The sequence below is a fragment of the Pseudomonas sp. SC3(2021) genome, assembly GCF_019856535.1.
GTDB lineage: Bacteria > Pseudomonadota > Gammaproteobacteria > Pseudomonadales > Pseudomonadaceae > Aquipseudomonas > Aquipseudomonas monsensis.
Genome location: NZ_CP082236.1, coordinates 3,902,053 through 3,927,261, shown reverse-complemented (window position 1 = coordinate 3,927,261; position 25,209 = coordinate 3,902,053). Strand labels below are relative to the sequence as shown.

19 protein-coding genes are annotated in these 25,209 nt (G+C 61.4%); 7 read left to right on the top strand and 12 right to left on the bottom strand.

Going from position 1 to position 25,209, the window contains the following annotated elements; genetic code table 11:
- Positions 1 to 163: 163 nt before the first annotated feature.
- On the bottom strand, positions 164 to 1,144 hold the full coding sequence (locus tag K5Y35_RS17590) for a diaminopimelate epimerase (protein WP_222832481.1): 981 nt from the start codon (positions 1,142 to 1,144) through the stop codon (positions 164 to 166).
- Positions 1,145 to 1,387: 243 nt separating this feature from the next.
- On the opposite strand from K5Y35_RS17590, the gene K5Y35_RS17585 reads away from it, so the two are divergent.
- The gene (locus K5Y35_RS17585; protein ID WP_123462182.1) at positions 1,388 to 2,539 is read left to right on the top strand and encodes an MFS transporter; all 1,152 of its coding nucleotides are present in this window, start codon (positions 1,388 to 1,390) and stop codon (positions 2,537 to 2,539) included.
- Positions 2,540 to 3,241: 702 nt separating this feature from the next.
- Here the strand turns inward: K5Y35_RS17585 and K5Y35_RS17580 are convergent.
- The 7 genes from K5Y35_RS17580 to K5Y35_RS17550 form a co-directional block, all read right to left on the bottom strand.
- A complete protein-coding gene (locus K5Y35_RS17580; RefSeq protein ID WP_222832480.1) occupies positions 3,242 to 5,668 on the bottom strand; it encodes a TonB-dependent siderophore receptor in 2,427 nt (808 codons plus the stop codon).
- A 98-nt stretch (positions 5,669 to 5,766) separates the two neighbouring features.
- Complete coding sequence (locus tag K5Y35_RS17575) at positions 5,767 to 6,750, bottom strand: FecR family protein (protein ID WP_222832479.1); 984 nt, start codon at positions 6,748 to 6,750, stop codon at positions 5,767 to 5,769.
- Between the two features lie 40 nt (positions 6,751 to 6,790).
- Complete coding sequence (locus tag K5Y35_RS17570) at positions 6,791 to 7,282, bottom strand: sigma-70 family RNA polymerase sigma factor (RefSeq protein WP_410055903.1); 492 nt, start codon at positions 7,280 to 7,282, stop codon at positions 6,791 to 6,793.
- Positions 7,283 to 7,386: 104 nt separating this feature from the next.
- Positions 7,387 to 7,764, bottom strand: coding sequence for a c-type cytochrome (locus K5Y35_RS17565; protein WP_222832478.1), 378 nt, complete (start codon positions 7,762 to 7,764; stop codon positions 7,387 to 7,389).
- Between the two features lie 207 nt (positions 7,765 to 7,971).
- Positions 7,972 to 12,441, bottom strand: coding sequence for a hemagglutinin repeat-containing protein (locus K5Y35_RS17560; protein WP_222832477.1), 4,470 nt, complete (start codon positions 12,439 to 12,441; stop codon positions 7,972 to 7,974).
- Positions 12,442 to 12,554: 113 nt separating this feature from the next.
- Entirely contained in the window at positions 12,555 to 14,282 is a 1,728-nt protein-coding gene (locus K5Y35_RS17555; RefSeq protein ID WP_222832476.1) for a ShlB/FhaC/HecB family hemolysin secretion/activation protein, read from the bottom strand.
- Between the two features lie 108 nt (positions 14,283 to 14,390).
- Entirely contained in the window at positions 14,391 to 15,524 is a 1,134-nt protein-coding gene (locus tag K5Y35_RS17550) for an MFS transporter (RefSeq protein WP_315985699.1), read from the bottom strand.
- Between the two features lie 98 nt (positions 15,525 to 15,622).
- On the opposite strand from K5Y35_RS17550, the gene K5Y35_RS17545 reads away from it, so the two are divergent.
- The 3 genes from K5Y35_RS17545 to K5Y35_RS17535 all read left to right on the top strand — a co-directional run bounded on the left by K5Y35_RS17545 (position 15,623) and on the right by K5Y35_RS17535 (position 19,182).
- On the top strand, positions 15,623 to 16,387 hold the full coding sequence (locus tag K5Y35_RS17545; RefSeq protein ID WP_222832475.1) for an AraC family transcriptional regulator: 765 nt from the start codon (positions 15,623 to 15,625) through the stop codon (positions 16,385 to 16,387).
- 96 nt (positions 16,388 to 16,483) lie between these two features.
- A complete protein-coding gene (locus K5Y35_RS17540; protein ID WP_222832474.1) occupies positions 16,484 to 17,593 on the top strand; it encodes an HlyD family secretion protein in 1,110 nt (369 codons plus the stop codon).
- Complete coding sequence (locus K5Y35_RS17535; RefSeq protein WP_222832473.1) at positions 17,590 to 19,182, top strand: DHA2 family efflux MFS transporter permease subunit; 1,593 nt, start codon at positions 17,590 to 17,592, stop codon at positions 19,180 to 19,182. The genes K5Y35_RS17540 and K5Y35_RS17535 overlap by 4 nt, the downstream gene beginning before the upstream one ends.
- Before the next feature lie 138 nt (positions 19,183 to 19,320).
- Here K5Y35_RS17535 and K5Y35_RS17530 read toward each other — a convergent pair whose 3' ends face one another.
- Positions 19,321 to 19,761: a carboxymuconolactone decarboxylase family protein gene (locus tag K5Y35_RS17530; protein WP_222832472.1), complete on the bottom strand. Its 441-nt coding sequence runs from the start codon at positions 19,759 to 19,761 to the stop codon at positions 19,321 to 19,323.
- Positions 19,762 to 19,947: 186 nt separating this feature from the next.
- Between K5Y35_RS17530 and K5Y35_RS17525 the strand changes: the two genes are divergently transcribed.
- Positions 19,948 to 20,247, top strand: coding sequence for a hypothetical protein (locus K5Y35_RS17525; protein ID WP_222832471.1), 300 nt, complete (start codon positions 19,948 to 19,950; stop codon positions 20,245 to 20,247).
- 81 nt (positions 20,248 to 20,328) lie between these two features.
- Here K5Y35_RS17525 and K5Y35_RS17520 read toward each other — a convergent pair whose 3' ends face one another.
- Both K5Y35_RS17520 and K5Y35_RS17515 read right to left on the bottom strand, forming a co-directional pair.
- Entirely contained in the window at positions 20,329 to 21,900 is a 1,572-nt protein-coding gene (locus K5Y35_RS17520; RefSeq protein ID WP_222832470.1) for a sensor domain-containing diguanylate cyclase, read from the bottom strand.
- Between the two features lie 349 nt (positions 21,901 to 22,249).
- A complete protein-coding gene (locus K5Y35_RS17515; protein WP_123462152.1) occupies positions 22,250 to 22,915 on the bottom strand; it encodes a ribonuclease T2 in 666 nt (221 codons plus the stop codon).
- Positions 22,916 to 23,080: 165 nt separating this feature from the next.
- Between K5Y35_RS17515 and K5Y35_RS17510 the strand changes: the two genes are divergently transcribed.
- Positions 23,081 to 23,551 carry a hypothetical protein gene (locus K5Y35_RS17510; protein WP_123462150.1) on the top strand — a complete coding sequence of 157 codons (471 nt, stop codon included), beginning with the start codon at positions 23,081 to 23,083 and terminating at the stop codon, positions 23,549 to 23,551.
- Positions 23,552 to 23,556: 5 nt separating this feature from the next.
- Here the strand turns inward: K5Y35_RS17510 and K5Y35_RS17505 are convergent, their stop codons facing one another.
- Positions 23,557 to 24,411, bottom strand: coding sequence for a LysR substrate-binding domain-containing protein (locus tag K5Y35_RS17505; protein WP_222832469.1), 855 nt, complete (start codon positions 24,409 to 24,411; stop codon positions 23,557 to 23,559).
- A gap of 102 nt (positions 24,412 to 24,513) precedes the next feature.
- On the opposite strand from K5Y35_RS17505, the gene K5Y35_RS17500 reads away from it, so the two are divergent.
- A complete protein-coding gene (locus K5Y35_RS17500; RefSeq protein WP_222832468.1) occupies positions 24,514 to 25,194 on the top strand; it encodes an FMN-dependent NADH-azoreductase in 681 nt (226 codons plus the stop codon).
- Positions 25,195 to 25,209 lie beyond the last annotated feature (15 nt).

Genomic DNA, 25,209 nt, shown 5'->3' with positions numbered 1-25,209 from the left:
AGCTCATGGCGCCATCGCTGGCAAGCCAGGCTCCCACAGGGGTTTGTGGTGAATACAAAAACCGGGTACACCCACTCCTACAGCGGTTCAGTGGCGTACACAAATGAGGTGTTCAACACAAACCCTGTGGGAGCCTGGCTTGCCAGCGATGGCGTCTTAGAATTCAGCCCATCAACCGCGCTGTACCAAACAACCTGACCCTGCGCAATTCACCGCCTGCTTCTTCGAGCAATATCGGCGCCGTGCCGCCGGGCATCACCACCTGCACTTCACCGGCCGTAACCCAACCCACCCGCCACGCCGCCGATGCCACGGCACTGGCACTGGTGCCGGAAGACGCCGTCGGCCCCTCGCCGCGTTCGAACACTCGGGCGAGGATTTTCTGTGGTGAGTCGAGCACCGCCCATTGCAGATTGACGCCGGCCGGGCATGGATTTCCGGCACCGGTGGGCATGGCGTAGGCGATTGCGGTCAACCCTTGGTTCAGCGGTGACTCACGCATCTGTTGATTGCTCGGCAATGCCGCCCGGTCATCCAGCAGCGTCACGCAATGCGGATTGCCGATACGCACAAACTGGCTATGTGACCATGCCGGATCGAGTGTCGCCAGTGGCTTTACCACACTCACTTCTCGCCCATTGAATTCGGCGTTTTCGACGTTCTGCGCACCCACTGCGCGCGCCCCGAAACCGGGTTGGCCAAGATCGAGCCAAAAGCCTTGAACGCCTTCGACTTCGGCCGGTTTCACCGAGGTTTCCACGGCATCACCCTTGTCGTGATGTACGCGCAACAACGCGCCCTCCTCCGGCATCACGCCTTGCTCGGTCAGCGCCTGCGAAAAAATCGTCAGGCCATTGCCACTGCGCTCGGCAAGTGTGCCGTCGGTGTTGACGATCAGTACGTCGAATGGCGGCGACGTCTGGAACGGGCCGATCAGCAGGCCGTCGCTGCGGTGGGATTTGCTCCCCGTGGGACGCTGCCCTTCGGGCCAGTCGCAGCACAGCGTGATGGCTGCGCGGCTCCACGCCTGTCTCGACAAGGCACACTGCGCGGCCGTCATCGGCAGACCGATCCCCGCCTCGCGAAGTGCCTGAGGCGAAACCACCCCGTAAATATTGCCCCGTGCATCGTAAAATCGCGTCATCACCCGCCCTTACCGTTCAATCCCCCTGAAGCTGCCACTGTAAAACGCAATCCCCTGCAGGAGCGAGCCTGCTCGCGAAGGCGGTGTGTCAATCGCCACATTCATTACCCGAATCAGCGTTTTCGCGAGCAGGCGAACGCCTACGGGTTAGGATGTCGACTGCACTCCCCCGGAACCTGCGATCGAACCTCGACGCGCTATCACTGTCCTTCGGGGACGCGATGTTTTTTGCCAAGGAACGATATGACCAGCCTCAACCCCCAAGACACCTTCGTCCCCGGACGCCTGCAACAGATGTCGACGCGCATCGCCTTTTTCATCGCCGGCCTCGGCATTGCCGCGTGGGCGCCTTTGGTGCCATACGCCAAGGCCCGCGCCGGGCTCGATGAAGGCACGCTCGGCTTGTTGCTGTTGTGCCTCGGGGTCGGTTCGATTCTGGCGATGCCGCTGGCGGGGATTCTCGCCGCGCGCTTCGGCTGCCGCAGAGTGGCGACTGGCGGCACCTTGCTGATCTGTCTGGCATTGCCGCTGCTGGCGACGGTGTCGTCGATTCCGGCGCTGATCGCCACGCTGTTCATGTTTGGCGCCGGGCTTGGCACGGTGGATTCGACAGTGAACCTGCAAGCGGTGATCGTCGAACGGGCCAGCGGCAAAAACATGATGTCGGGCTTTCACGGCTTGTTCAGCCTCGGCGGGATCGTCGGCGCCGCCGGCGTGAGTGCCCTGCTCGGCCTCGGCCTGTCGCCGCTGGGCGCGATGCTGGTGGTGGTGGCGGTGCTGGTCGCCGCGTTGTTCAAGTGCGTGCCGCACATGTTGCCCTACGGCAGCGAGAGCTCAGGTCCCGCATTCGCCATTCCCCACGGCATCGTGCTGTTCATTGGCGGGATGTGCTTTATCGTCTTCCTCACAGAAGGCGCGGCGCTGGACTGGAGCGCGGTATTCCTGGCGCAAGAGCGCGGGATCGACACCGCCTATGCCGGACTCGGTTATGCGGCATTTGCCCTGACCATGACCGCCGGACGTTTGATGGGTGACCGGATTGTTCGGATTGTCGGGGCGACGCGGATCATTCTGTTTGGCGGTCTGTTGGCATCCGCCGGACTGTTTCTGGCGACGTTCGCACCGAGTTGGGAGGCTGCACTGGTCGGTTATGCGCTGGTCGGCGCCGGCTGTTCGAACATCGTGCCGGTGCTGTATACGGCGGTGGGCAAGCAGACGGTGATGCCGGAAAGCATCGCGGTGCCGGCGATTACTACGTTGGGTTATGCGGGGATTCTGGCGGGACCGGCTGTGATTGGTTTTGTTGCCCATGCCAGTAGTTTGAGTTTTGCTTTTGGGCTGATGGCAGTGCTGCTGGTGGCGGTGGCGATTGGTGGGAAGGTATTGAGAGTCTGAACTTAGTGCACCTGCCAGATTGTTGTTTTGGGGTTGGGGGCATATCCGGTGCTGCGGGTGTTGCCGCTGGCGGTTACTCACTTTTCCAAACGCCGGAATGCCGGCCCAGCGAAAAGTAAGCAAAAGCCAAGCAGATCAAAAGATCGTCCGATCACAGCCCGAGCCTTCGGCAGCGCCTACAGGGAGGTTGAGTACATCGGTCAAAGATTGGTCGGCTGTCAGGCCGCTTTCGCGAGCAAGCTCGCTCCCACAGTAAGGTTGAGTACCCCCGCCAGAACTTGGTCGGCTGTCAGGCCGCCATCGCTGGCAAGCCAGCTCCCACAGAAAAGCAAAGGCAGCACACAGCACACAGCACACAGCCCTTGCTTCTCACCACTCAACACAATGAGCGTTAGCTCGAGTACCGCTTTTGATCTCAGCGCCCGTCGGCAGGCTGAGTGGAGGGATTGATCCGGGGGTGGGAGCGTAGCGACCGTTTGGCGCAGCCAAACACATCGAGAGGAGGTGCAGCGCAGCAAACCGGAGGCGATGCCCCCGGATCAATCCCGGAGCGAAGGGACCCGAGCCACGGCGAGGGCCGAACGTCAGGGTAAAGCCTTTTTGGTTACTTTTTCGGCGTCTGGAAAAAGTGACCCGCCGTAAGGGCGGAACCGCCAGCAGCAACACCCGCAGCAACGGATATTCACCCAATCACCCAATCAATCAAAACCCCACACTGGCCTGCACAAAAAACGTCCTCGGCGCCCCCACATACATCCCCGAGTTGTTATCACTCGAACGGGTGAAGTACTGCTTGTCGAAGACGTTCTTCACCCCGGCCCCCAACTTCAGGTTCGACACCTGCGGCCCGAAGTCATAACCCCCGCGCACGTTCCAGGTCACGTAACCCGGGATGTCGCCGTACTGCCCGTCGGCCGTGCCTTCGGTGATGTAGTTGCCGTTGAAGCTGCCATCTGCGTTGACCCCGGTGCCCGGCGAACGCTGTTTGGACTGGGCGAAACCGTCGAGGTTATAGGTCCAGCGGTTGATGTCGTAACGCAAACCGACGGTCGCCACCTGACGCGAATAGAACGGCAGATCACGGCCCTTGAAGCCCGGAATTTCGCCTTCGTAGGTCGCACGGGTGTAAGTGAAACCGGCGTTGGCGGTCAGGCCGTCAAGACGCGGATCCAGCGCCGCCATGTCGTAGTGCATCGAGGCTTCGATGCCTTGGTGTTTGGTCGCGCCGAGGTTGGTCCAGCCCACGTCGTTGCTGATGTATTGCAGTTCGTCGTCGAAGTCGATGTAGAACAGCGTCACCTCACCGCCCCACACATCATCGTTGTAGCGCGTGCCAATCTCGTAGGTCTTGGCTTTTTCCGGTTCCAGGCCATTGGCAGTCTGGTCACCCGAGCCGCCCTGCCCCAACTGAAAATACTGCAGGCTGCCGAACGAGGTTTCGTAGTTGGCGAACAGCTTCCACGCATCCGACAGGTGATACATCACGCTCAGCGCCGGCAACGGTTCGTTGCTTTCGATGCTGCGGTTTTTCGCCTGTACCGGTTTGCCGGCGGTGTCGAGCACGGCACGGTCATGCCAGTCGGTGCTGATGTGTTCGAAGCGAATGCCTGGGGTGACGGTCCAGTTGCCGACGTCGATTTTGTTGTCGACGTAGACCGAATTGGCTTCAGTGCCACCCGTACGATCCTGGAACACGTGGCCATCGGACGTCGGTGTCGCCACCGGCTGATTGTTGACCAGCGCCAGGCGGCTCGACTGCTCGTGCATCGCTTCTTTCAGGTAGCGATAGCCGACGCTGACTTCCTGGGTGGTCGGGCCGACATCGAAAATCCGCGACACCCGTGGTTCGATACCCAGCGTGTAATACGAACGCGGGTACGAGCTGAGGGTTTTCTGGTCGCGGGCGGCGATGGTGCTGCCACGGAAGCTGTCGGTGTAATAGGTCAGGATTTCCGCCTGAGTGCGTTCGTCGATCTGGCGGATCCATTTGAACGACACGTCTTTGCGCCGACCGGTGAACTGATCGTAGTCACGCACCGAGTCATACGGTTTGTCGTCGTACTGTTTTTGCGTCAAACCACCGGGCATGTCGGCCGTGGCGTCGTAGTAGTGGAAGTTGAGGCTGAAATCGTCCTGATCGGTCGGCGCCCAGTGCGTCTTGAGCAGCACGTCGTCGATGTCGTTGCCGTTGTTGCGCTCGCGGTAACCGTTGCCGTTGACCCCGGAATACAGCAAAGCCACGCCCATGCCGTTGTCGGCGGTGCCGCCAAGAAACGCCGTGTCGATGTGTTTCCAGCCACCGTACTGAGTGGTTTCCAGGGTGGTGCCGATTTCCCCCGTGGCTTTTTCCGGAATCGCGCGGGTGACGAAGTTGATCACCCCGCCAACGTTTTGCGGTCCATAACGCACCGAACCAGCGCCACGTACCACGTCGATGCTGTCGAGGTTGCCGGCGGAAATCGGCGCCATCGACAGTTGCGGCTGACCGTACGGCGCGAAGGCTGCCGGTACGCCGTCGATCAACACGGTGGAGCGCGGCGACAGACGCGAAGTCAGACCGCGCACGCCGACGTTGAGGGAAATATCGCTGCCACCGGTGCCGTTGGAATCCTGCACCTGCACGCCCGGCACACGCTTGAGCACGTCGCTGACGTTCATCGCGCCCTGCTCGACCATCGCTTCGCGGCGGATCACCGTGCGCGCCCCGGGGTGGTTCTGCACCACAGCGGCGTCGGCGTCACCGAGCCAGTCGCCGACCACTTTGATGTCGGTCACACCGAGCTCCAGCGGGCCATTGCTGGCGGCGGAAGTCGCGGCAGGCGCAAGGGTCACCGAGCCTTCGTTGATCTGATACTCCAGACCGCTGCCTTGCAGTAACTGGCGCAAAGCCTGCTCCGGCGAGATATCACCGTCGACTGCCGGCGCCTGTTTGCCAGCGACCAGGTCCGGGCTGAAAAACACTTGCAGCGCCGTCTGCTGGCCCAGCTCGCTCAGGGCCTGGCCCAGTGGCTGTGCGCGGATGTGGATCGCTTCGCCAGCGAACGCCAGCGGCATTGCAGCGTTAACCGCCAGCGCAAGGGCCAGCGGCAACCAAGGGGATTTTTTGTTGTTGGCAGTGGGGGTGTTCACGTCGTACGGAGTCCTGTGGATCGCAAGAGTGTGCGTCTGTTAATGCAAACCAGTTGCAGTTGAACAGGAAGACGATGAACTCGAAAAAAACCTGAACGCTATTTTGAAATTATTTCCTGACTGCCGTCCGCGAGGGTGCGCACGGCCACCGGCAGGATGCTCGGCAAGGCCTTGAGCAAGGCGTCGGTATTGTCGGACTTGAACACGCTGGTCAGGCGCAGACTGGCCACGGCCGGGTTGGCGACGGTCAACGGCTTCTCACGATAGCGCGACACTTCGGCAGCGACTTCGCTAAGGCTGGCGTTGTTGAACACCAGTTTGCCGCTGCGCCATGCCGTCACTTGCGCCGAGTCGACCGCGTAGGCCTGCGCGACTTTGCCCTGAGCATCGACATCAGTGCCAAGGCCCGCGGTCAGGCTGATGAATTGATTATCCGGCACCCCCCGCCCCTGCACTTTCACCGTACCCTGCTCCACCGCGACGCGGGTTTGCATAACGTCGCGGCGCACATCGAAACGGGTGCCGGTGACCGTGACCTTGCCGCTGCCCGCCTCGACCACGAACGGGCGCGCGGTGTCGTGCTGAACACTGAACATTGCCTCGCCTTCGCTCAATTCGATCAACCGACGATCCTGTTCATAACGCACCTGCAAGCGGCTGCGACTGTTCAGATCAATCACCGAACCGTCCGGCAGCGCCACATGCTTGCGCTCGCCCAACGCCGTGGCGAACTCGGCGCGGTAACTGCCCGGATGATTCAAACCGCTGAACAGGCCCAGCCCGAGCGCCACCGCCAGCACACTGGCGGCCACGGCATAACGCAGCAAAGGCCGGCGTGCGCGGCGGGTTGGCGGGGTTTCAACCAGAGCTTTGAGGCGTGGCACCGGCAGCAGATCCGCCGCCGACCACAAGCCCTGCAGCAACTGGAATTCGTCACGGTGCTGCGGATGCTCAGTCAGCCAGGCGTCGAAGCGCTGCTGCTCGTCGGCGCTGATCGTTGGCTCCTGCAAACGCACAAACCAGCGAGCCGCGTCGTCACGCACCGTTGTTGGCCCGCACGCGCAATCACGGGTATCCATCATGGAATGTCCTGTTTGGCCGGGGATGAAAAAGCACGGTCGTTCATGACTGCAACCCGTCGAGGCGATCACGCAAGTGCCGAAGGGTGCGGATCATATACTTTTCGACCATGTTCTTGGACAACCCCAGGCGTTCGGCGATTTCCGCCTGAGTCAGGCCTTCGATCTTCTGCCAGACAAAAATCTTGCGGCAATTGACCGGCAGTTCACTGAGCGCCCGTTCGATGGAATCGGCCAACTGAATCGCATGCATGTAATGCTCCGGGTCGCCGGCCAACGACTCAGCGTGATCCATGGCCTCCGATTCCATGACGCCCCGCCGATCCTCACGCCGATAACCGTCGACCGCGATATTGCGTGCGGTCTGGTGCAAATACGCCCGCGGCTGCTGCACCGCCGCCGAATCGGACTCAAGCACCCGCACAAAGGTGTCGTGCGCCAGATCCTCGGCCTGCGCACGATTGCGCAGGCGACGAGTCCAGGTGCCGATCAACTCTTCGTAATGCTCGAAAAATCCGGGTCTGCGGGGACGCATGGGGGATATGGGCGGCGTGCTGAGGAAAGGATGTGAATAGTAATGGTTACCATTAAGCCGAAGCAATGGATTCCTCGACCGACCGTCCGGGTCGCCTTTGCAGCTCAGCGTTTTATCGAAATCACACCACTCATGTAGTCATGCAGATCACGCAGATCCTTAACGCTCCAGGCATGCGGCGGTATTTTTACCCCGTTCTCCTGCAATGTTTTCGGAATCAGGTTGCCGTTCGGGCGAAGGATGATCGACGACACAATCACGCCCGGATATTCATTCAGGCGTTTTTTGAACGCGGGCGTTGTCAGGTCAGGTGTTGGCGGATTGCTTTTACGCGCTAACGGCCCGGTGCCCTTTATATCGGCGCCGTGGCATACAGCGCAGCGCTGCGAATAGAGATTTTTTCCATTGCTGTTATCCGCGAAGGACACGGAGGGTTGAGCGATCAACAAAGCCCCGAGTACAGCGACGAATGCGGTTTTCATTGTTTGCCTCCCTGGCGTCTTTAAGGTCGCGCATGATGCGCGAGATTTAACGCCTGGCGCAAAACAATGTGGGAGCGAGCCTGCTCGCGAATACGCAACATCAGTCACTTATTGCATTGACTGAGCGGACGCATTCGCGAGCAAGCTCGCTCCCACAGGGTTCGGTGGTGGATGCAGGTTCAAGTGCATCCACCACCGGCCATTGGATCAGCCTTTTTCGTCGATCCCGGCTTGCAGGGTCTGGGTGTCCAGATGCCCGCTCAGGGTGACCGGGCCGACTTTCAGGTTGCCGTTTTCCAGGGAAACCTTGGGTGCGTTTTCCTCGGCTTTATGTGGCAGATCAAGTCCGGCCTTCACGCCATAGTCACGGTTGCTCAGATCAGCGCGACTGACCTTCGATCCGCCCAGATCCACCTTCCCTTCAGTAGCCGAAATCCGCGCGCCCGTCAGCTGCGTCGCGCCGCCGACTGCGAGGTTCACCCCTTGGCTGCCACTGATGCCAGACATCTGCGCAACGCTGTCCTTGTGCGCATACTCGCCCTGCGCTTTCAGCGTCGGCTTGTAGTCGGTGCCGGCGAGTTGTTCCTTGTCGCTCGGTGGGTTTTTCTTCGCGGTCAGGCCCAGATCGACATCGACCTTGGCATGGTTACTCGAACCTTGGCGACTCTCGACCTTCAGATCACCCGCGACTGTGCCGCTGACATCTTTAGCGTCGATCCGCGCACCCGCCAGCTGCGCATCACCGGCACTGTTCAACACCACATGGTCAGCCTTGATCTGGCTGTTCTGCTGGGTGCTGCCCTGCAAGTAATCCACACCCACCTTGGCGCCGGCATTGAAACCGTGATCGCTGCTGGCCTTCTCATCCGCGGCGGTCGGGGTTTTGCTGCTCAAGTTGCCGCCGGCATTCAGCGCGACATTCCAGTTATTGCGGTTGTCGGTGGACTGCGCCGATTCCTGCACGTAACCGCCCTTCTGCGCGTCGATGCTGACGTTCGGTGCGCTGACTTGCGTGCCTTGCAGGTGAATCGAATCACCGCTTAGTGCGAGGCCGCTCTGACTGTTGAGCTGACCACCGCTGAGGGTTTGCGAAGCCTCATTGACTCGACCGATATTGAAGTTGCCGCTCAGATTGCCGCCCTGATCGCGGCTCTTCTCGCTGCTGGTTTTGCTGCCGCCACCCTTCAAGCCGCCGCCGAGATTGCTGCCGGTGGCGGTGTGAGTATCGGCGGCCGCTTGCAGATCAAGCTTGCCGTCGGCGTGCAGAACGATGGCGCCAGCGCTGTCGATCTTGCTGCCTTGCTGCAGCTGATTTCCGCCGCTGTCGAGTTGCACCGGACCGTTGCTGGTGATGCTCGCCACATGGGCCTGGGTGTCAGTGGTTTGCTTGCCGGTGTGATCGAGCTGGAAACCGGCGCCGAGGTCGAGGTTGGTGCCGTCGGTCCCCGGCAAGGTGCCGACCGTCAGAGAGCCACTGCCACGCAGGCTGCTGTCGTTACTGTGCTGGCGGTCGTTGGCCTGATTCAGCGCCAGATCACCGCCGGTGTTGATGCTCACTCCGCCCTGCCCGCCATCGAAACGGCTGCCTTCGAACTGCGCATCGCCACCGACCTTGATGTTCACACCCTGGCTGCCGGCATAAGCGCCGACGACGGCGGTGGAACTGTCCTTGCTCGACGCACTGCTGCCACCCGCGCCGCTGCCAGCGACGTTCACGTCTTCACCGGTCTTGGTGTAGACGCGCACATCGACCTTGGCATCCACCGCATCAGCGCTGCTGTTGTGCGTGTTACTCGCGGCGTCGGCAAGCAGTTTGTCAGCGCTGATGTTCACCTGGCCGGCGCTGGCGTTGTATTGCGTGCCTTGGTCGTGCAGCGTGCCAGTGGTTTTCACATCGACAGTGCCGCCGTCAAAACGGCTGACCACAGCGTTGCTGCTCTGCTCGGATTTGCTGGCGCTGCCATGACCGACCGCAACGTCGATACCGACATTCGGCTGACCGAGATTGGCCAGCGAGTCCTTGTCCGGCACCTTGCCGTTGAGCACGTCCTTCACCGCGCCAGCGATCGGCCGAGCAATATCTTTGTATTCGACGTTGGCACCGATGTCCGCCGACCAGTTGCTCTCGCTATGCGTGCTGCTGTCAGTGTTGCTGGCCGCACGGTTGTCGATCTCGTTGGCGGCAATATTCAGACCGTTACCGGCCTTGACCTGCGCACCTTCGGTGGCGAGTTTGTCGGCATTGATGGTCAGGCCGCCGCGGCTCTGTACGCTGGTGGTCTGTGCGGTGGTTTTGCTGGTCGAATCCTGCGCAGTGCCGTGGGCGAAATCGACGCCACTGCCAGCACGGTCGAGGCCGCCGGTGTAGTAGAAACCGCCGCCGGTGCTGGAGGTGTCGGAGGAGGTTTTGTGGCTGTCTGCCTCGGCCAGCAACGACACGTTTTTGCCGCTCAACGTTGTGTCGCCAGCGGTGGATTTCACCTCCGCGCCTTTGAGCGTGACGTCACCGCCAGCCTTCACCTGCACACTGCCACCGCTGAGGCTGGAGCCTTGCTGAGTGACATCATTACGGGTCACGGTTTGCTGTTTGTCTTCGTAGTGAATCCCGGCGCGATATTGCTCTGGCGTTTGTTCTTTGGCGTAAGCGTCGAAGCCACGGGTTTGCGTGGTGTCAGTGCTGTCGTGAGTGTTCTGCGCCGAATGCACATTCACCTCTCCCGTCGCATCCGCCGTCAGCGCGCCACCGGCCTTGACCGTCGAGCCGGCAACCTCAATGTCCTTGGCGCTCTTGAGCTTGAGGTTGCTGTCGGACACCAGTTCGCTGCGCACCGTGGTGCTGTCTTTGCTGTTCTGGCGCGATTCGTCCTTGGTGATGCCGAAGAACTTGCTGTCCTTGTCGTGGTTATTGCTGTGCGCGGTGTCCTGCACGCCGTCGATGATCAGCGAACCCTTGTCGCTGATCACGCTGGCGTCGGTGCCGCCGCGCACCTGACTGCCGCTGATGCGCACGTCGTCAGCCTTGACGATCAGTTTTGCGCCGGCGTTGACCTTGCTGCCCTGATGCCGGGTCTGGCCCTTGTCGGCATCGCCGGTCTTGCCGAAGAAACCACCGCCGACGAGGTCACCGGAATAGCGGTTGTCACTGCTGCGGCTGGTGCGTGTGGCGGTGCTGATGTCCACCTGTTTGCCCGCCAGATGCAGGTCACCGGCGCTGTTCAGTTCGGCGCCGTCGGAGCGCAGCAAGGCGGCGGTTTGCAGGGCGATGTTGCCAGCCTTCAACTGGCTGGTGACACTGCGCTGCTCCTCGTTGCTGCTGTTCCAGTCGGCTTTCCACAGGTGTTTGCGGTGGTTGCCTTGATCGGTTTGCGTGTGGCTTTCAGTGGCGGCAGTCAGGCGCAGATCGCCGCCGCTCTGCACGTCGAGCTTCCGCGCCGCGTCGACCTTGGCGGCTTTCAGTTCGGTGTCTTTACCGGAGGCCAATTTCGCGTCGCGGCTGGCGACAATCTGGCTGCCGTGCTGACGGGTTTCGCTATCGGTCTGGGTGCGGTCGTAGGTTTCCCAGGTGATGCCAATGGTGCTGTTGCTCCAGTTCTCGCGTTTTTCCTGGAGCTTGCGGCTCTCGACCGTGCTCAGGGTCAGATTGCGTTTGGCCTCGACGGTGACGTCACGGCCACTGACATCGGTGGCGGCCAACGTCAGGTCCTTGCCACTGTGCAGACCGATATCGCCCTGATTGCTGCGAATCCCGGCGCGGGTGACGTCGAGGCTGTTGGCCACGGCTTTACCGCTGACACTGAGGTCGCCGGCCGAACGAATCTGCACACCGTCACGCCCGGCGACTTGCACCGCACCTACCCGCACGCCGGCACCTTCGGCGGTGCTGACAATATTGATGCGCCCGGCCTGCATCGCGCCGAACAGGCTGGCGTCGATGCGTTGATCAGAAGTGTTGCCCGCCGGATCGACGGCGTTCACCTGACCGCTGGCGTAGTCGACCTGATTGCGTCCCACTGTGAGGTTCAACTGATCGCGCGCCGTGATCGCGCCCTGGCTGTCGATACGCGGCGCAATCAGGTTGATCGAGCCCTCGCCATTGCGCAGGCCACCGTTTTGAATCTGCAACTGACCGCTGGCGTCGCGGGAGTTCAGGCTTTGCAGTTTGCCGTCATTCAATTCCGGGCGACCAACCACTAGATTGGCATTCGGCGTATTGATGAAACTGCCGCCATTGACCGAGATGCCGTTGGGGTTGGCCAGCACGTAATCGGCGGGCCGGCCGAAAATTTCCTGTGCACCGTTGATGGCGGACGGGTTGCGGCTGATCACTTCGTTGAGGATCACACTCGCGGCCTGCCCTTGCAGTTGTGGGTTGGCCGCCAGTTGCCCGGCGAGCTGCGATTGCCCGGCCTGCAAGGCGTTGTTCAGCACCACACCCTGACGATCGACGTTGTAATCGAGAAACTGGTTGTGCGACAGGCCCGAACCGTTGGGCGCGACGATGTTGACGATGGGCACACCGCCCTGGGTCTGCAATTGCGCGGTACCGCCCGGCCCGGGCGCGACGACGACACCACCGGCGAGAGCGCTTGGCAGGTGCACGGCGAAGAACAGGCTGGCGATGGCCCAGCGCAATTTGCCCCGAGGCGAAAGATGAAATGCAAAAGTGTGTGCTGGCATAAAAACGTCTCCATGTAAGTACGGCATCACGTCGCGCGTTTTAGTCTTGGCCGTGGCTGTCGCGCTCAGGTCCGACGGCTGTTCGTTCACTGCGTTGTTTGTATGGATAGCGGTCATATCTGCAGCCCTACGCGCATCAGCCAGGTTTGCGGCTCGTGCTGCAGACCGCTTGGGGTGTTGAGGCTGCGTTGGTAATCGACGTCCACCTGCAGGTTTTTCCAGCCCAGGTTCAGGCCGACACTGGCGCCGCTCAGGCGTTGGCCTTGAGCGCCGTGATCAGCCTTGATCCAGCCGTGGTCGAGGCCCACGCGCGGCGTGATCTGCACCGGCCATGCGCTGCGCAGCGGCAGGCGCAGGGTGTTGCGCCAGATTGCGCCGCTGGCGCCCGAAGCGCTGCTGACCCGATAGCCGCGCACCGCCGAATCGTCGGTGCCGAGCAGTTGTTCGATCGCCGGCAACGGATCGGGGCTGTACTGCACATTGAGCTGGGTCTGCCACTGCCACGCCTGCTCGCCGAGTTGACCGTTGCGCCACTGACTGAGGCCGGCGCGGTACTTGCGAAACTGTGCCTTGGGCAGGTTGTTGATCGGTTGCTGCGCGTCGTCATCGGCACCGAGCCAGCGCAGGCCCTGCGCGTAATTGACGTCGAGGTTCCACACCGCACGGTCAAGCCAGAACAGATTGAGTCCGGCCTCGGCCACGGTCAGGGTCGGACTCTGAATGCCGAGCCGCACGTCTTGCAGATAGCTATCGACATCCTTGTGCGCCAGTTGCAGGTTGGCGCTGAGCTGGCGGCTCTGATCGCGCCACAACACGCGGTCGGCGCGCAGGCTGATCTGGTCGGTGATGCCGGTGCTGTGGAAGGTCACGCTCGGCAGTTTGAATGGCGCGCGGTATTCGGCATGGCTGGCGAACACACTGTAGGTCCAGTAGCCGTAAGGGATCGCGTAATACAGGCTGGCGTTGCGGTTATAGCGGTCGCCCTGATTCAACGTGTCGCTGGCGCTAAGGCTCAACAAGTCGTTGAGTTGCAGCGGACTGTCGAAGCTCAGGCTGACGCTGTCGCGATCACGTCCGGTGCTGGCGCTGCCGAGGTTGTCGATGCCCGCATTCAAGGCCCAGCGCGACTGCCCGGCAGTGCGCGAACGCAGGATGATCCGCGAAGCGCCGGGCTGGCTGCCGGGGGCGATGTCGGCGGTCAGATCGACCGAGCGCAGGCGATTGAGTTGATCAAGGCCTTGCTCCAGATCGCGCAGGTTCAGCGGCTCGCCGAGCATGCCGGGGAACGCACCGCCGAGGGACAGCGGCAAACGCTGATCGGCCAGCTCGATGGACTCGATGTAGCCCTCATCGACCCTGATGTCCAGCGACTGCCCCGCCGCCGGCGCGCTGAGCAGATAAGGGCGACTGGCGATGTAGCCCTTCTCGACGTAAATCGCCGTGATGGTCGCCAGCAGATGGTTGATCTGCCTGACGCCCATGCACGGCGCGAGCAACGGTTTGATCCGCGCGTTGAGTTTGTCACTGTCGATCAGCGTGACGCCGCCGATGCGCGTGCCGCTTAACGGCCAGCACTGTTCATCCGGCTCGACGGTTTGCGCTACGACCGGGGTCGTAGGTGCCGGACCGAAAGCCCCGCGCTCCAGCTGACGGCGGCGCTGTTCCAGTTGCAACTGTTGCAAATCGCGCTGCTGCTGTTGTTGCTGGCGCAGTACTTCCTGGCCCGGCGCGACAGGTTCGGCAGCTTCAATCGAGGAGGCACACACACTCAACACAAAGGCCGACAGCAGCGGGCAAAGCGTGGAACAACGACGAAAAAAAGCGCAAAACGGAAACGGCACGCAACTTCCTTGCGATCATCAAATGGCGTAATGCCATGTCATCAATGATCGTGATAGTCGGAGCCATTCCACACAAAAGCAAGACGCTTCCTACAGCGCTTACATTTCTTAAACAATTGCTTTGCCTGGCTTTATTGTCAGCAGCAAAGCCACGGCGCTACTGGCTATCAGGGTTTCCCCGAGGGCTTGAAACCAGCCAGCGAGCATCAGCCCCGCGCCGATCAGCAGGTAATACATCAAGCCCAACAACGCCCCGGCGGTGCCCAACCGATCAGCGTAATCGGCCAGGGCCGAACCGAGAATGTTCGGGATCGCCAGGCCAAACGCCAACACCACCAGCAGCATCGGCAGCACGAACGCGACACTGCCCTGCAGCGACCACACGCCAAGACCACCGAGCAAGGCGATGCCAGCCGCGAGGCGAATCAACTGCAATGCCTTGAACCCGACAGTCAATAAGCGCCGGTTCAGCCATGCTCCAAAACCTGAGCCCAGTGCGAGGATCACACCGCTGTAACCGAACACACTGGCGTCCACACCCAACCGCTGAAACATGAACGGAGCGAGGCTGTAATAGCTGAACAGCGCCACGTTGAATGAGGCGATCCACAGCGCCGAGCGCCAGATACCCGCGTCACGCAACATGCGCCCAAGCGTTTTGAACAGAGCAACATGGCCAGTCGGCGCTGGCCGGGTTTCCACCAAGGTGTAGCAACTCCATAACCACAACAACGTGGCCAGCAACAGCAACGCGGCGAGCACACCGCGATACCCAAAGGCCTGCACCAGGCTGGCGCCACTGAACAAGCCAAGCGCCGGGCTGGCCGCCAGCGCGATGCCCACCAGGGAAAACACCTGCGCCAGTTCGGCGCCTTTGAAGCGGTCGCGCAACACGGTCTGCGTGACCACCGACCCCACCGCCACACCGAAGGCCGCCAACATCTGCGCCAGTAACAAACCGTTGAAACTGCTGACCCGCAGGCCTAAAAGCGTGGCAATTGCAAAGATTGCCAGGCCCGCGAGCATCGTCGGGCGTCGACCGATGCGATCGCACAAACGCCCCCACACCACCACCCCGACGGCAAACGCGAGGAAATGCACCGACAACGTCTGCGCGGCGGCTTGCGGGCCAACGTCAAATACCCGCCCGATATCACCGAGCGCCGGGCTGTACAGGGTTTGCGCGATCTGCGGAAACATCAGCAACGCAATCGCCAGCCACAGGAAATGTCTGTTGTTCACTCTTCATCACTCCTCGCATAAACCGCCGAGGAGTTTAAGAATTGCGCAGTGGCGTATTATCCAGACCCTGCCAACTAATCACTGAAATCGGACAATCCATGGCCTGGCTCGATGCCCACGCAACGTTTGACGCAGATCGCTATCAGGCACCGGTGATCGGTATTGCTTCGACCCTGGGCGATCACGACTCCGGTTTGCACCGCCATCAACGCGGGCAGCTGCTGTACACGCGACAAGGCTGCACGCGAATTACCCTGGCGCAGCAACTGTGCCTGCTACCGCCGTCGCGGGCGGCGTGGATTCCAGCGGGTGTCAGCCATTGCGCGGTGATGCAACAGAGCGTCGACTACCGCTCGATCTACTTGATCCCCGAACTGTGCGCTGCACTGCCGCAGCAGGTCTGCGTGATTGAAGTCAGCCCGTTGTTGCGTGCGGTGCTGGAACCGATGGCGCTGGCAGATTTCGCCAGCGATTGGCAGCAGGGCAAACTCTCCCACCTGCTCGGCCTGTGTCTGAGCGAAATCGCTGAAGCGGCGCAGCAACCGATGCTGCTGCCGTTACCTCAGGACAAGCGCCTGGCACCCCTGTTGAAAACGCCTGAACGTCTGCCTCCGGAGTTGCAAGTGCTGGAGCAGCAGGTCGGCGCCAGCAGCCGCACCATCGGGCGAATCTTCCAGCGCGAAACCGGCATGAGTTATCAGCAATGGCGCCAGCAGTGGCGCTTGATGCGCGCGATGGAATTGCTCGCCACCGGGCGCAGCCTGAGTTACTGCGCGTTCGAATCGGGTTTTGCCAGCGATAGCGCTTTCATCGCCTTCTTCAAAACCATGACCGGCAGCACACCGGGCCACTGGCTCAAGTAAACAACTGACGATTGGCACCAGAAATAATTTGCCACAAAATATTATCTGCATCATATTACAGCCGTAATAACGATCCGCTTATGCAGGTAATCCGCCATGACTAGCATGCCCACCCTCGAACCTGTTGTGGTAAAGACCAAGCCGCCCCTGCTTAAACGCGTTTTGCTTCCGGGCGCAGGATTGCTCGCGCTGATTTTCGCCGGTATTTACGCCATGCACTGGTGGGGCGCCGGACGTTTTCTCGAAGAAACCGACGATGCCTATATCGGTGGCGACGTCACGGTAATCGGGCCAAAAGTCGCCGGCTATATCGAAGAAGTGTTGGTCAGCGACAATCAGCCGGTGAAGGCCGGCGACGTACTGATTCGCCTCGACGCCCGCGATTACCGCGCCAATCTCGCCAAGGCTGAAGGCGCTGTGGCGGCCGAAGAAGCCCTGCTGGCCAACCTCGACGCCACCGAGCAACTGCAACAGGCGGTGATCGGCCAGGCCCGTGCCGGCATCGACGCCGCCGGCGCCGAGACCGCTCGCTCGCGGGATGACAACGCACGCTACAAACGTCTAGTGACAACCAATGCCGTGTCGGTGGAAAGCGCCCAACGCGCCGACGCCACCTTCAAGACCGCGCAAGCCTTGAGTGCCCGTGCGCAGGCTGAACTGCTCGCCGCGCAACGCCAGCTCGCGGTGATCGACACGCAAAAACAACAGGCCCGCGCCGCCCTCCAGCAAGCCCGCGCCGAGCGGGATCTGGCGCAATTGAACCTGGGCTACACCGAATTGCGCGCCCCGGTCGACGGTGTGATCGGCAACCGCCGCGCACGCGTCGGCGCCTACGCCCAGGCCGGTTCACAACAGTTGTCGGTGGTGCCTGCCAGCGGTTTGTGGGTCGATGCCAACTTCAAGGAAGACCAACTGGCGCGGATGAAACCCGGCCAGCGCGTGAGCATCCGCGCCGACGTGTTGTCCGGCCAGGAATTCCACGGCCGCCTCGACAGCCTCGCCCCGGCCACCGGTTCGCAGTTCAGCGTGCTGCCGCCGGAGAACGCCACGGGCAACTTCACCAAAATCGTCCAGCGCGTACCGGTACGCATCCTTCTCGACCCCGCCGACGGCGTGCTGGGCCATCTGCGTCCAGGCCTGTCGGTGACCGCCGAAGTCGACACCCGCGCCCAGCCTGAAAACCGCGCCGTGGCCATTGCACCATGAGCGCCACCCTCACCGCCCCGGCGCAACCGTTCAACGCGGCGGACATGGCCACCGCGACCAAGGTGTTCGCCTTCGCGACGATGTGCATCGGCATGTTCATCGCGCTGCTGGACATCCAGATCGTCTCGGCTTCGTTGCGCGATATCGGCGGCGGACTGTCCGCCGGCACCGACGAAACCGCGTGGGTGCAGACCAGTTACCTGATCGCCGAAATCATCGTGATTCCGCTGTCGGGCTGGCTGTCGCGGGTGTTCTCCACGCGCTGGCTGTTCTGCGCTTCGGCCGTCGGTTTCACCGTCGCCAGCCTGTTGTGCGGCGTGGCCTGGAACATCCAGAGCATGATCGCTTTTCGCGCGCTGCAAGGGTTTCTCGGCGGTTCGATGATTCCGCTGGTGTTCACCACCGCGTTCTTTTTCTTCACCGGCAAACAACGGGTGATCGCCGCCGCGACCATTGGCGCGGTCGCCTCGCTGGCACCGACACTGGGCCCGGTGATCGGTGGCTGGATCACCGATATTTCCTCGTGGCACTGGCTGTTCTACATCAATCTGGTGCCGGGGATTTTCGTTGCCGTGGCGGTGCCGATGCTGGTGAAAATCGACCAGCCGGAATTGTCCCTGCTCAAGGGTGCGGATTATTTGAGCATGGTGTTTCTCGCGCTATTTCTCGGCTGCTTGGAATACACCCTCGAAGAAGGCCCGCGCTGGAACTGGTTCAGCGACCAGACCATCCTGACCACCGCGTGGGTCAGCGGCCTCGCCGGACTGGCCTTCATCGGCCGCACCTTGTACGTGGCCAATCCTATAGTCGATTTGCGCGCCCTGAAGGATCGCAACTTCGCCCTCGGCTGCTTCTTTTCCTTCGTCACCGGCATCGGCCTGTTCGCGACGATCTACCTCACGCCGCTGTTTCTCGGCCGGGTGCGCGGCTACAGCGCGCTGGACATTGGCCTGGCGGTGTTCTCCACGGGCGTGTTCCAGATCATGGCGATTCCGCTGTATGCCTTTCTGGCCAATCGCATGGACCTGCGCTGGATCATGATGATTGGTCTGGGCCTGTTCGCGGTGTCGATGTGGGAATTCAGCCCGATCACTCACGACTGGGGCGCGGGGCAATTGATGTTGCCGCAGGCGTTACGCGGGATCGCCCAGCAACTGGCAGTGCCGCCAGCAGTGACATTGACCTTGGGCGGGTTGGCGCCGGCGCGGCTCAAGCATGCGTCGGGCCTGTTCAACCTGATGCGTAATCTGGGGGGCGCGATTGGCATCGCTGCATGCGCGACCATTCTCAATGACCGCACCAACCTGCATTTCACGCGGTTGGCCGAGCACCTGAACAGCAGCAATGAGGCGATGAATCAGTGGCTGTCCCAGGTCGGCGGCAACCTCGCCGCGCTGGGCCAGAGTGGCGACGTCGGGGTCACCGCCAGCTTGCGCCAATTGTGGCTGCTGACCTACCGCGAGGCGCAGACGCAAACCTACGGCGACACCTTCCTGATGATCATGCTGTGCTTCATCATCGCCACGGCGATGGTGCCCTTGATGCGCAAGGTGCAACCACCGGCCGCGCCGAGTGCCGATGCGCATTGATCCCGTATTTTACGTTCACCCACTTCCCCCCTGTAGGAGTGAGCCTGCTCGCGATGGCGGTGTATCAGCGAAGCAGCTGTCGACTGACACAACGCTATCGCGAGCAGGCTGCCTCCCACAGGGGCTATGTGTTGAAGCTTAAGCCTGCGGGGTTTTACGGAAGCCCACGGCCAGGCGGTTCCAGCTATTGATAGTGCTGATCGCCACGCTCAGGTCGACCATTTCCTTGGGCGTGAACTGCGCGGCCACCACGTTATAGTCTTCGTCCGGAGCGTGAGTCAGGCTCAGTTGGGTCAGCGATTCGGTCCACAGCAACGCGGCGCGTTCGCGGTCACTGAAGAACGGTGCTTCACGCCAGGCGGTCACGGCAAACAGACGCCGCGAGGTTTCGCCGCCCTTGATCGCGTCGGCGGTGTGCATGTCGATGCAGAACGCACAGCCATTGATTTGCGAGGCACGCAGCTTGACCAGTTCGATCAGGCTCTTTTCCAGTGGCAGTTTGGAAACGGCGGTTTCCAGGGCGATCATCGCTTTCAGCGCGTCAGGGGAGGCGGTGTAGAAATCGGTACGAGGTTTCATGGTGACTCCGGGCAGCAAGTGAAGGTGTGGCTACGTTAGCCCCCGCTCTGCTCTCGACAAATAGCCAATATTCGCGAAGATCAGGAGGCCACTCGCACCCGGCGTTGACCACTGGTCAGCCAATCGGCACCAAGGCGTCGGCGCGTCAGACCAATATCAGGTCAATCCCCTTTCTGGAGACGCACCATGATCACGCGCAAATTCACTTCATTATTCCTCGCCGGCCTGCTCGCCACGGCCTCGGCGGCCAGCTTCGCCGCCAACGATGGCGCGGATGCCACCGGCACCCAATCCGGCGGTGCCACCGGCTCGACCATGCCCCCGGACAACACGCCGGGCGCGCCTTCCGGCGGTAGCAGTTCAGGTGGCTCGGGGTCGGGTACCGGCACCAATGGCGGCGCCAGCGGATCGGGCTCCGGTGCGGGTGGCGGCACCGGTTCGGCTGGCGGCGGGACTGGCGGTGCAGGCGGTGGCACGGGCGGCTGAACGCACAAGAGTCATCCGTGGTAAGGGCGTTGTCCTGTGCAACCGGCCTAACGACGCGGCCGGCGCCCACAGGGTTGATTGTCAGCGGTCGGAACGCATCAGCTCGGCCACATCGCTCTCCGGCGAAAACACCGCGGCGCGGTTGCGTCCGGCATTTTTCGCCTGATACAGCGCCTCATCCGCCCGCTGGATAAACACTTCCGGGCTGTCATTGCCGCTCGGAATAAACGAATAGCAGCCCAGGCTCACGGTGAGATAGCCGGTGGGCGAACCGCTGTGGGTAATGTGTTTGTCGATGACGCTGCGACGAATCTGCCCGGCAATGGCCAGGGCACCGTTGATATCGGTGTTCGGCAACAGCACCGCAAACTCTTCGCCCCCATAGCGCACCGCCAGATCGGCCTTGCGCTGACAGCAGGTCATGAGCACCTGCGCCACTTGCGTCAGGCAATGGTCACCGGCGACATGCCCATAGGCGTCGTTGTAACGCTTGAAGAAGTCGATATCGAGCATGATCAGGCTCACCGGGCTGACCTGTCGCGCGCCTCGGGCAAACTCGATTTCCAGGGAGCGCTCGAACAAACGCCGGTTAGCCAGTCCGGTCAGGCTGTCATGGGTCGCGATCTGTTCCAGCGCCTGCTGTGCCTTGCGCAGGTTTTTCTCGATGCGCTCACCATCGCGCACCTGACGAATGAACACCCAGCCGAACAGGCCGACACCCAGGGTGACCAGCGCCACGATCACACTGGACTGAACCGCCCGCGCGTACCAGCCCTCGAGGATCGTGTCCTTTGACGTGGCGGCGGCCACCACCAGCGGGTACGACGCCAACCGCCGGTAGCCATACAAACGCTCGACGCCGTCGACCACCGAATTGATCATTGCGGTACCGGCCGACGCCTCGGGCAGCAACTCCCGATAGATCTGGCCTTGCGCCAGCGACGTGCCAATCAGGCTTTCATCGAACGGTCGGCGGGCGAGCAACGTGCCGTTGGTAAATCCGATGAACATGATGGCGTTGTCGTCGAGGCTGAAGCTTTCGAAGAAGCGATCGAAATACGACATCTTGATCCCGGACAGCAACACCCCCTGAAAACGGCCGGCGCGATCATTGACGCGTTTGGAAATCGGGATGATCCACTCGCCGTTCTCGCGGCTGCGGATGGCCGGGCCGATGTGCGCCAGCGTCGAGGCGTTCTGCTGGTGATACTTGAAATACTCGCGGTCGGCCACGCCATTGCCACGGGGCAGATCGGTAAACGAGGTAATTACCCACTGCCCCTCGGTATCGAACAGGAAGATGCCGTGCAACTGGTTCAGCTGCTGCACCCGCCGGGCGAAGGTTTGCTGCAGCCGAGGCCGTTGCGCCGCACCGTAACCGTCATTCTGAATCCAGTCGACCAGGCTGGTCATGACCAGGTCCGCCGCCAGAAAGGTGTCCTCGGCCTGTTGCGCCATGGCCCGCGTCAGGTTGCTGGAGGCCACTTGCGCCACCGCCAGATCCTGACGCCGTGACTGTTCCAGTTGCAAATACAGTAAACCGAGCAGGCACAACCCGACCGCAACGATAAACCACGCGGCGGCTTTACGCAGCGGCAGGCGTTTAAGGGCGCCTCCAGGGGCTTGATGCGGATCATGAATGGGGATAGGCAAAAACGTGTCCTGGGCAGGTACGACAAGGGCAAATGCCCGTAACCCTTATATTTTGTGAGCGTAGCCCACCGGGATGCACGGGGCAAACGCCACGCTCCCGCCCAGATGTATCGGCGCACAGCGCATTTGGATGATCGCTGTTCGTCGATTTATTTTCGATGCCTGCTTTGCGGTTAATCCGTTGTGAAGGGCCAGACGGCGCATCGCACTGTATAGATACACCCGTGGCGGGTGGCCGGCGGTCAAAGCCTGACCGGGAGATGCGTACTCGGGTTCACCAAAAACCTGTGACGAGGGCGCTTACTCCCTTGCCACCAGGTCCGTGTGGTCCTTTCGACCTTGAATCAGTTCAACGCGACGGCGGCACCCGAATATCCCCCGCCCGGCACTGCGTCTTCACGCCTTTGCCGCACGCGCCGAATTGCAGATCCTTACCCATGCACACCCGCACTTCCGACAGTTCCGGGCCGCTGCAGATCACCGCGATGCCATCAGCCGGAATCCCTGGATTGGCCTTGCGGAACAGGTCTGCGATTTCCTGGGCTTCGAAGTAATACGAAGAACTGAACGGTTGCAGCGCCTGCGGGATTTTGACGGCGCCAACGGCTTTGTCCGCCTCATCCAGATAGCCCATCGCGCCGAGGCCGCTGCACGTGCCGTGCTTGGACCATTCGTGGTCGAGCAGTTTCCTGGTCGGGAACAGCGTCAGCCCCTTGCTGGTTTCCGCAGCCGACAGGGTGGTCAGCGGCGGGCAGGATTCCGGCCAGCCGCCCTTGGCGTATTGCGGCCACAAACCGTGCAGCACGAAGCCGTAGCCCTTGCCGGAACATTGCGCGTCATCTTTGTGGGTCAGGCAGAACGTCGGCGACCAGGACAACGCCAGCAGGTAGTAATCGAACACCCCCGCCACCGATTCCGCCTGGGCCTTGCTCGACTGCGACTGGCGCGCCGAACTCAAACCGATGCTACCGGCCGTCAGCGCAATCACCGCCAAAATTGTAAACAGCTTTTTCATCTACCCGCTCCTTGGGACGCCTGCGTCCGTGGTTTTCGATCCTGACCAGACTTGGCCAGCGCTGATTTCGACACGCTTGTGTTGCAAGTGCATGACGCAAGGCAACGCCGTACCCCGTTGAAAGGTCTACGATTAACAGGCAGCCATCAAACCAAGGGATCCGAAATGAGTAAAGCAGACGAACTCGCCGCCAAACTCAAGCAAACCCGGCACACCCACGCGGATGCCGCGCTGGAGATCGATTGCTGGCCGGCGCAGGTGTACGACTTGTACCACCGCATCGAGGCGTGGCTGCAGCCGGTCACCGAAGTCGGCCTGAAAATTCGGCGCAATCCGACCCACGTTTGCGAACGTTCTCCGGATGGTGAATCCCACGATTACGCCATCGACCAACTGGTGATCGAGGCCAATCATCAAACCCTGACATTCGATCCCATTGCGCGGTTTACCGAGGATGGCGCCGGGCGGGTGCAAATCATCCCGTCAGCCACGGACACCTATCTGCTGCGTACCGTGGATGAACACGGTGAAAGCCATTGGTGGGTGCAGTCGATTGAAACAGGTCAGCAACTGGATGCCATCGCGCTGACTGAAAACAATCTTTTGCTGGCGGTGCAGGAAGGCCTCGGTCTGTAAGCCTTTTACTGGCGCCGCGTCGAACAGAAATCGACGATCACCTGCGAAACGGCATCGAGCATCTGCGGATCGGCATGCGCTGCGACAAATAAGCGGAACTGCGCATCCGGCAACGCCGGCAAACCCTGTTCCGCTGCCAGCGCTTCCACCCCCTGCCCCAACTGACTCGCCGGCATCGGCGCAACGGCAAATCCGGATGCCGCCGCTGCGCGCAACCCGGCCGTGCTCGAACACAGCATGGCCGTTCGCTGAGAAATGCCGGCCCGGGCCAAACGCGTCAATGCGGCTTCGCGATACGGACACGGCTCTGGAAACAGCGCCAGCGGCAGTGGCGTCGGTAAATGCGCGACAGGTTGCGCGGCCCAGGCCCACACCAGCGGCTCCTGCCACAGCAAAACGCCAGATTCGCCGGTTTCGCACAGCGAACCGATGACCATTTCCAGATCACCCTGCTGCATCTGGCTCAGCAAGGTCCCGGGAATATTCACCTGCACATCAATCTCCATGCCCGGATGCTGCGCCGCGCAATCCTGCAACGCGCGCAGTAACCGTGCCTCGACAAAATCCTCGGACACGCCAATCCGCACCCGCCCTTGAAACGGCGTGCGCGTGAGCTGCGCCCAGGCATCGCGGTTCAGCGCCAGAATCGTCCGCGCATAAGCGATCAGGCGCTCGCCATCGGCGGTGAGTTGTTGCGATCGCGTCGTGCGCTTGAGCAGGGGTTTGCCGACCTGCTCTTCGAGTCGGCGCAGATGACCGCTGACCGCCGACTGCGTCAGATGCAGTTTTTCCGCGGCACGACTGAAGCCGTCCTCATCGACAACGGTGACAAAGGTCTTGAGCAACAGGGCGTCGAACATAGTGAGATACGTGATCAATGGATGATTTATTTACAATTTATAGTTAGATCCTCGCTATGTTGCAATGCCTCGCACTCCCCCACCGAATGCCGAGGCCTTAACGTGACCACTCTTCTTCACATCGAATGCTCGCCGCGCAAACAGCGCTCCGCCTCACTGGAGGTCGCGCGCCAGTTCATCGACCGCTATCAACAGCATCACCCGCAGACGCGCCTCGAAACCCTGGATTTATGGGGCATGCAGCTTCCGGAATTCGACGAAGAGATGCTGAATGCCAAGTACGCCGGACTCAATGGCACACCGCTGTCGCCGCGCCAGCAAACGGCGTGGGATCAGCTCAAACACCTCGCCGCGCATCTGCATCGCGCCGATATTCTGGTGCTGTCGGTGCCGCTGTGGAATTTCAGCATTCCATACAAACTCAAGCACTTCATCGACCTGGTGTCGCAGAAAGACATCCTCTTCAGTTTCGACCCGCAACACGGCCTGCAAGGTTTGCTGAAAAACAAAACCGCCGTGGGCGCCTATGCCTGCGGGATGGATTTCTCTGCGCAATCGGCCACACCCGCCGAGCGCTTCGATTTTCAGAAACCTTATGTGGCCGCGTGGCTCGAGTTTATCGGCATCAGCGATGTGCATGAGTTGAGCGTCGAGAAAACCATTCTCGGCGAAGACGTTGATCGTGAGTCGCGGCTCGCGGCGTCACAACAGGCGCGGGATCTGGCCGATCATCTCGCCGCGAATGAAGCTGTCAAAACTGTAATCTCCGCCTCAGCCAACTGAAAGCTGGCGCTGGTT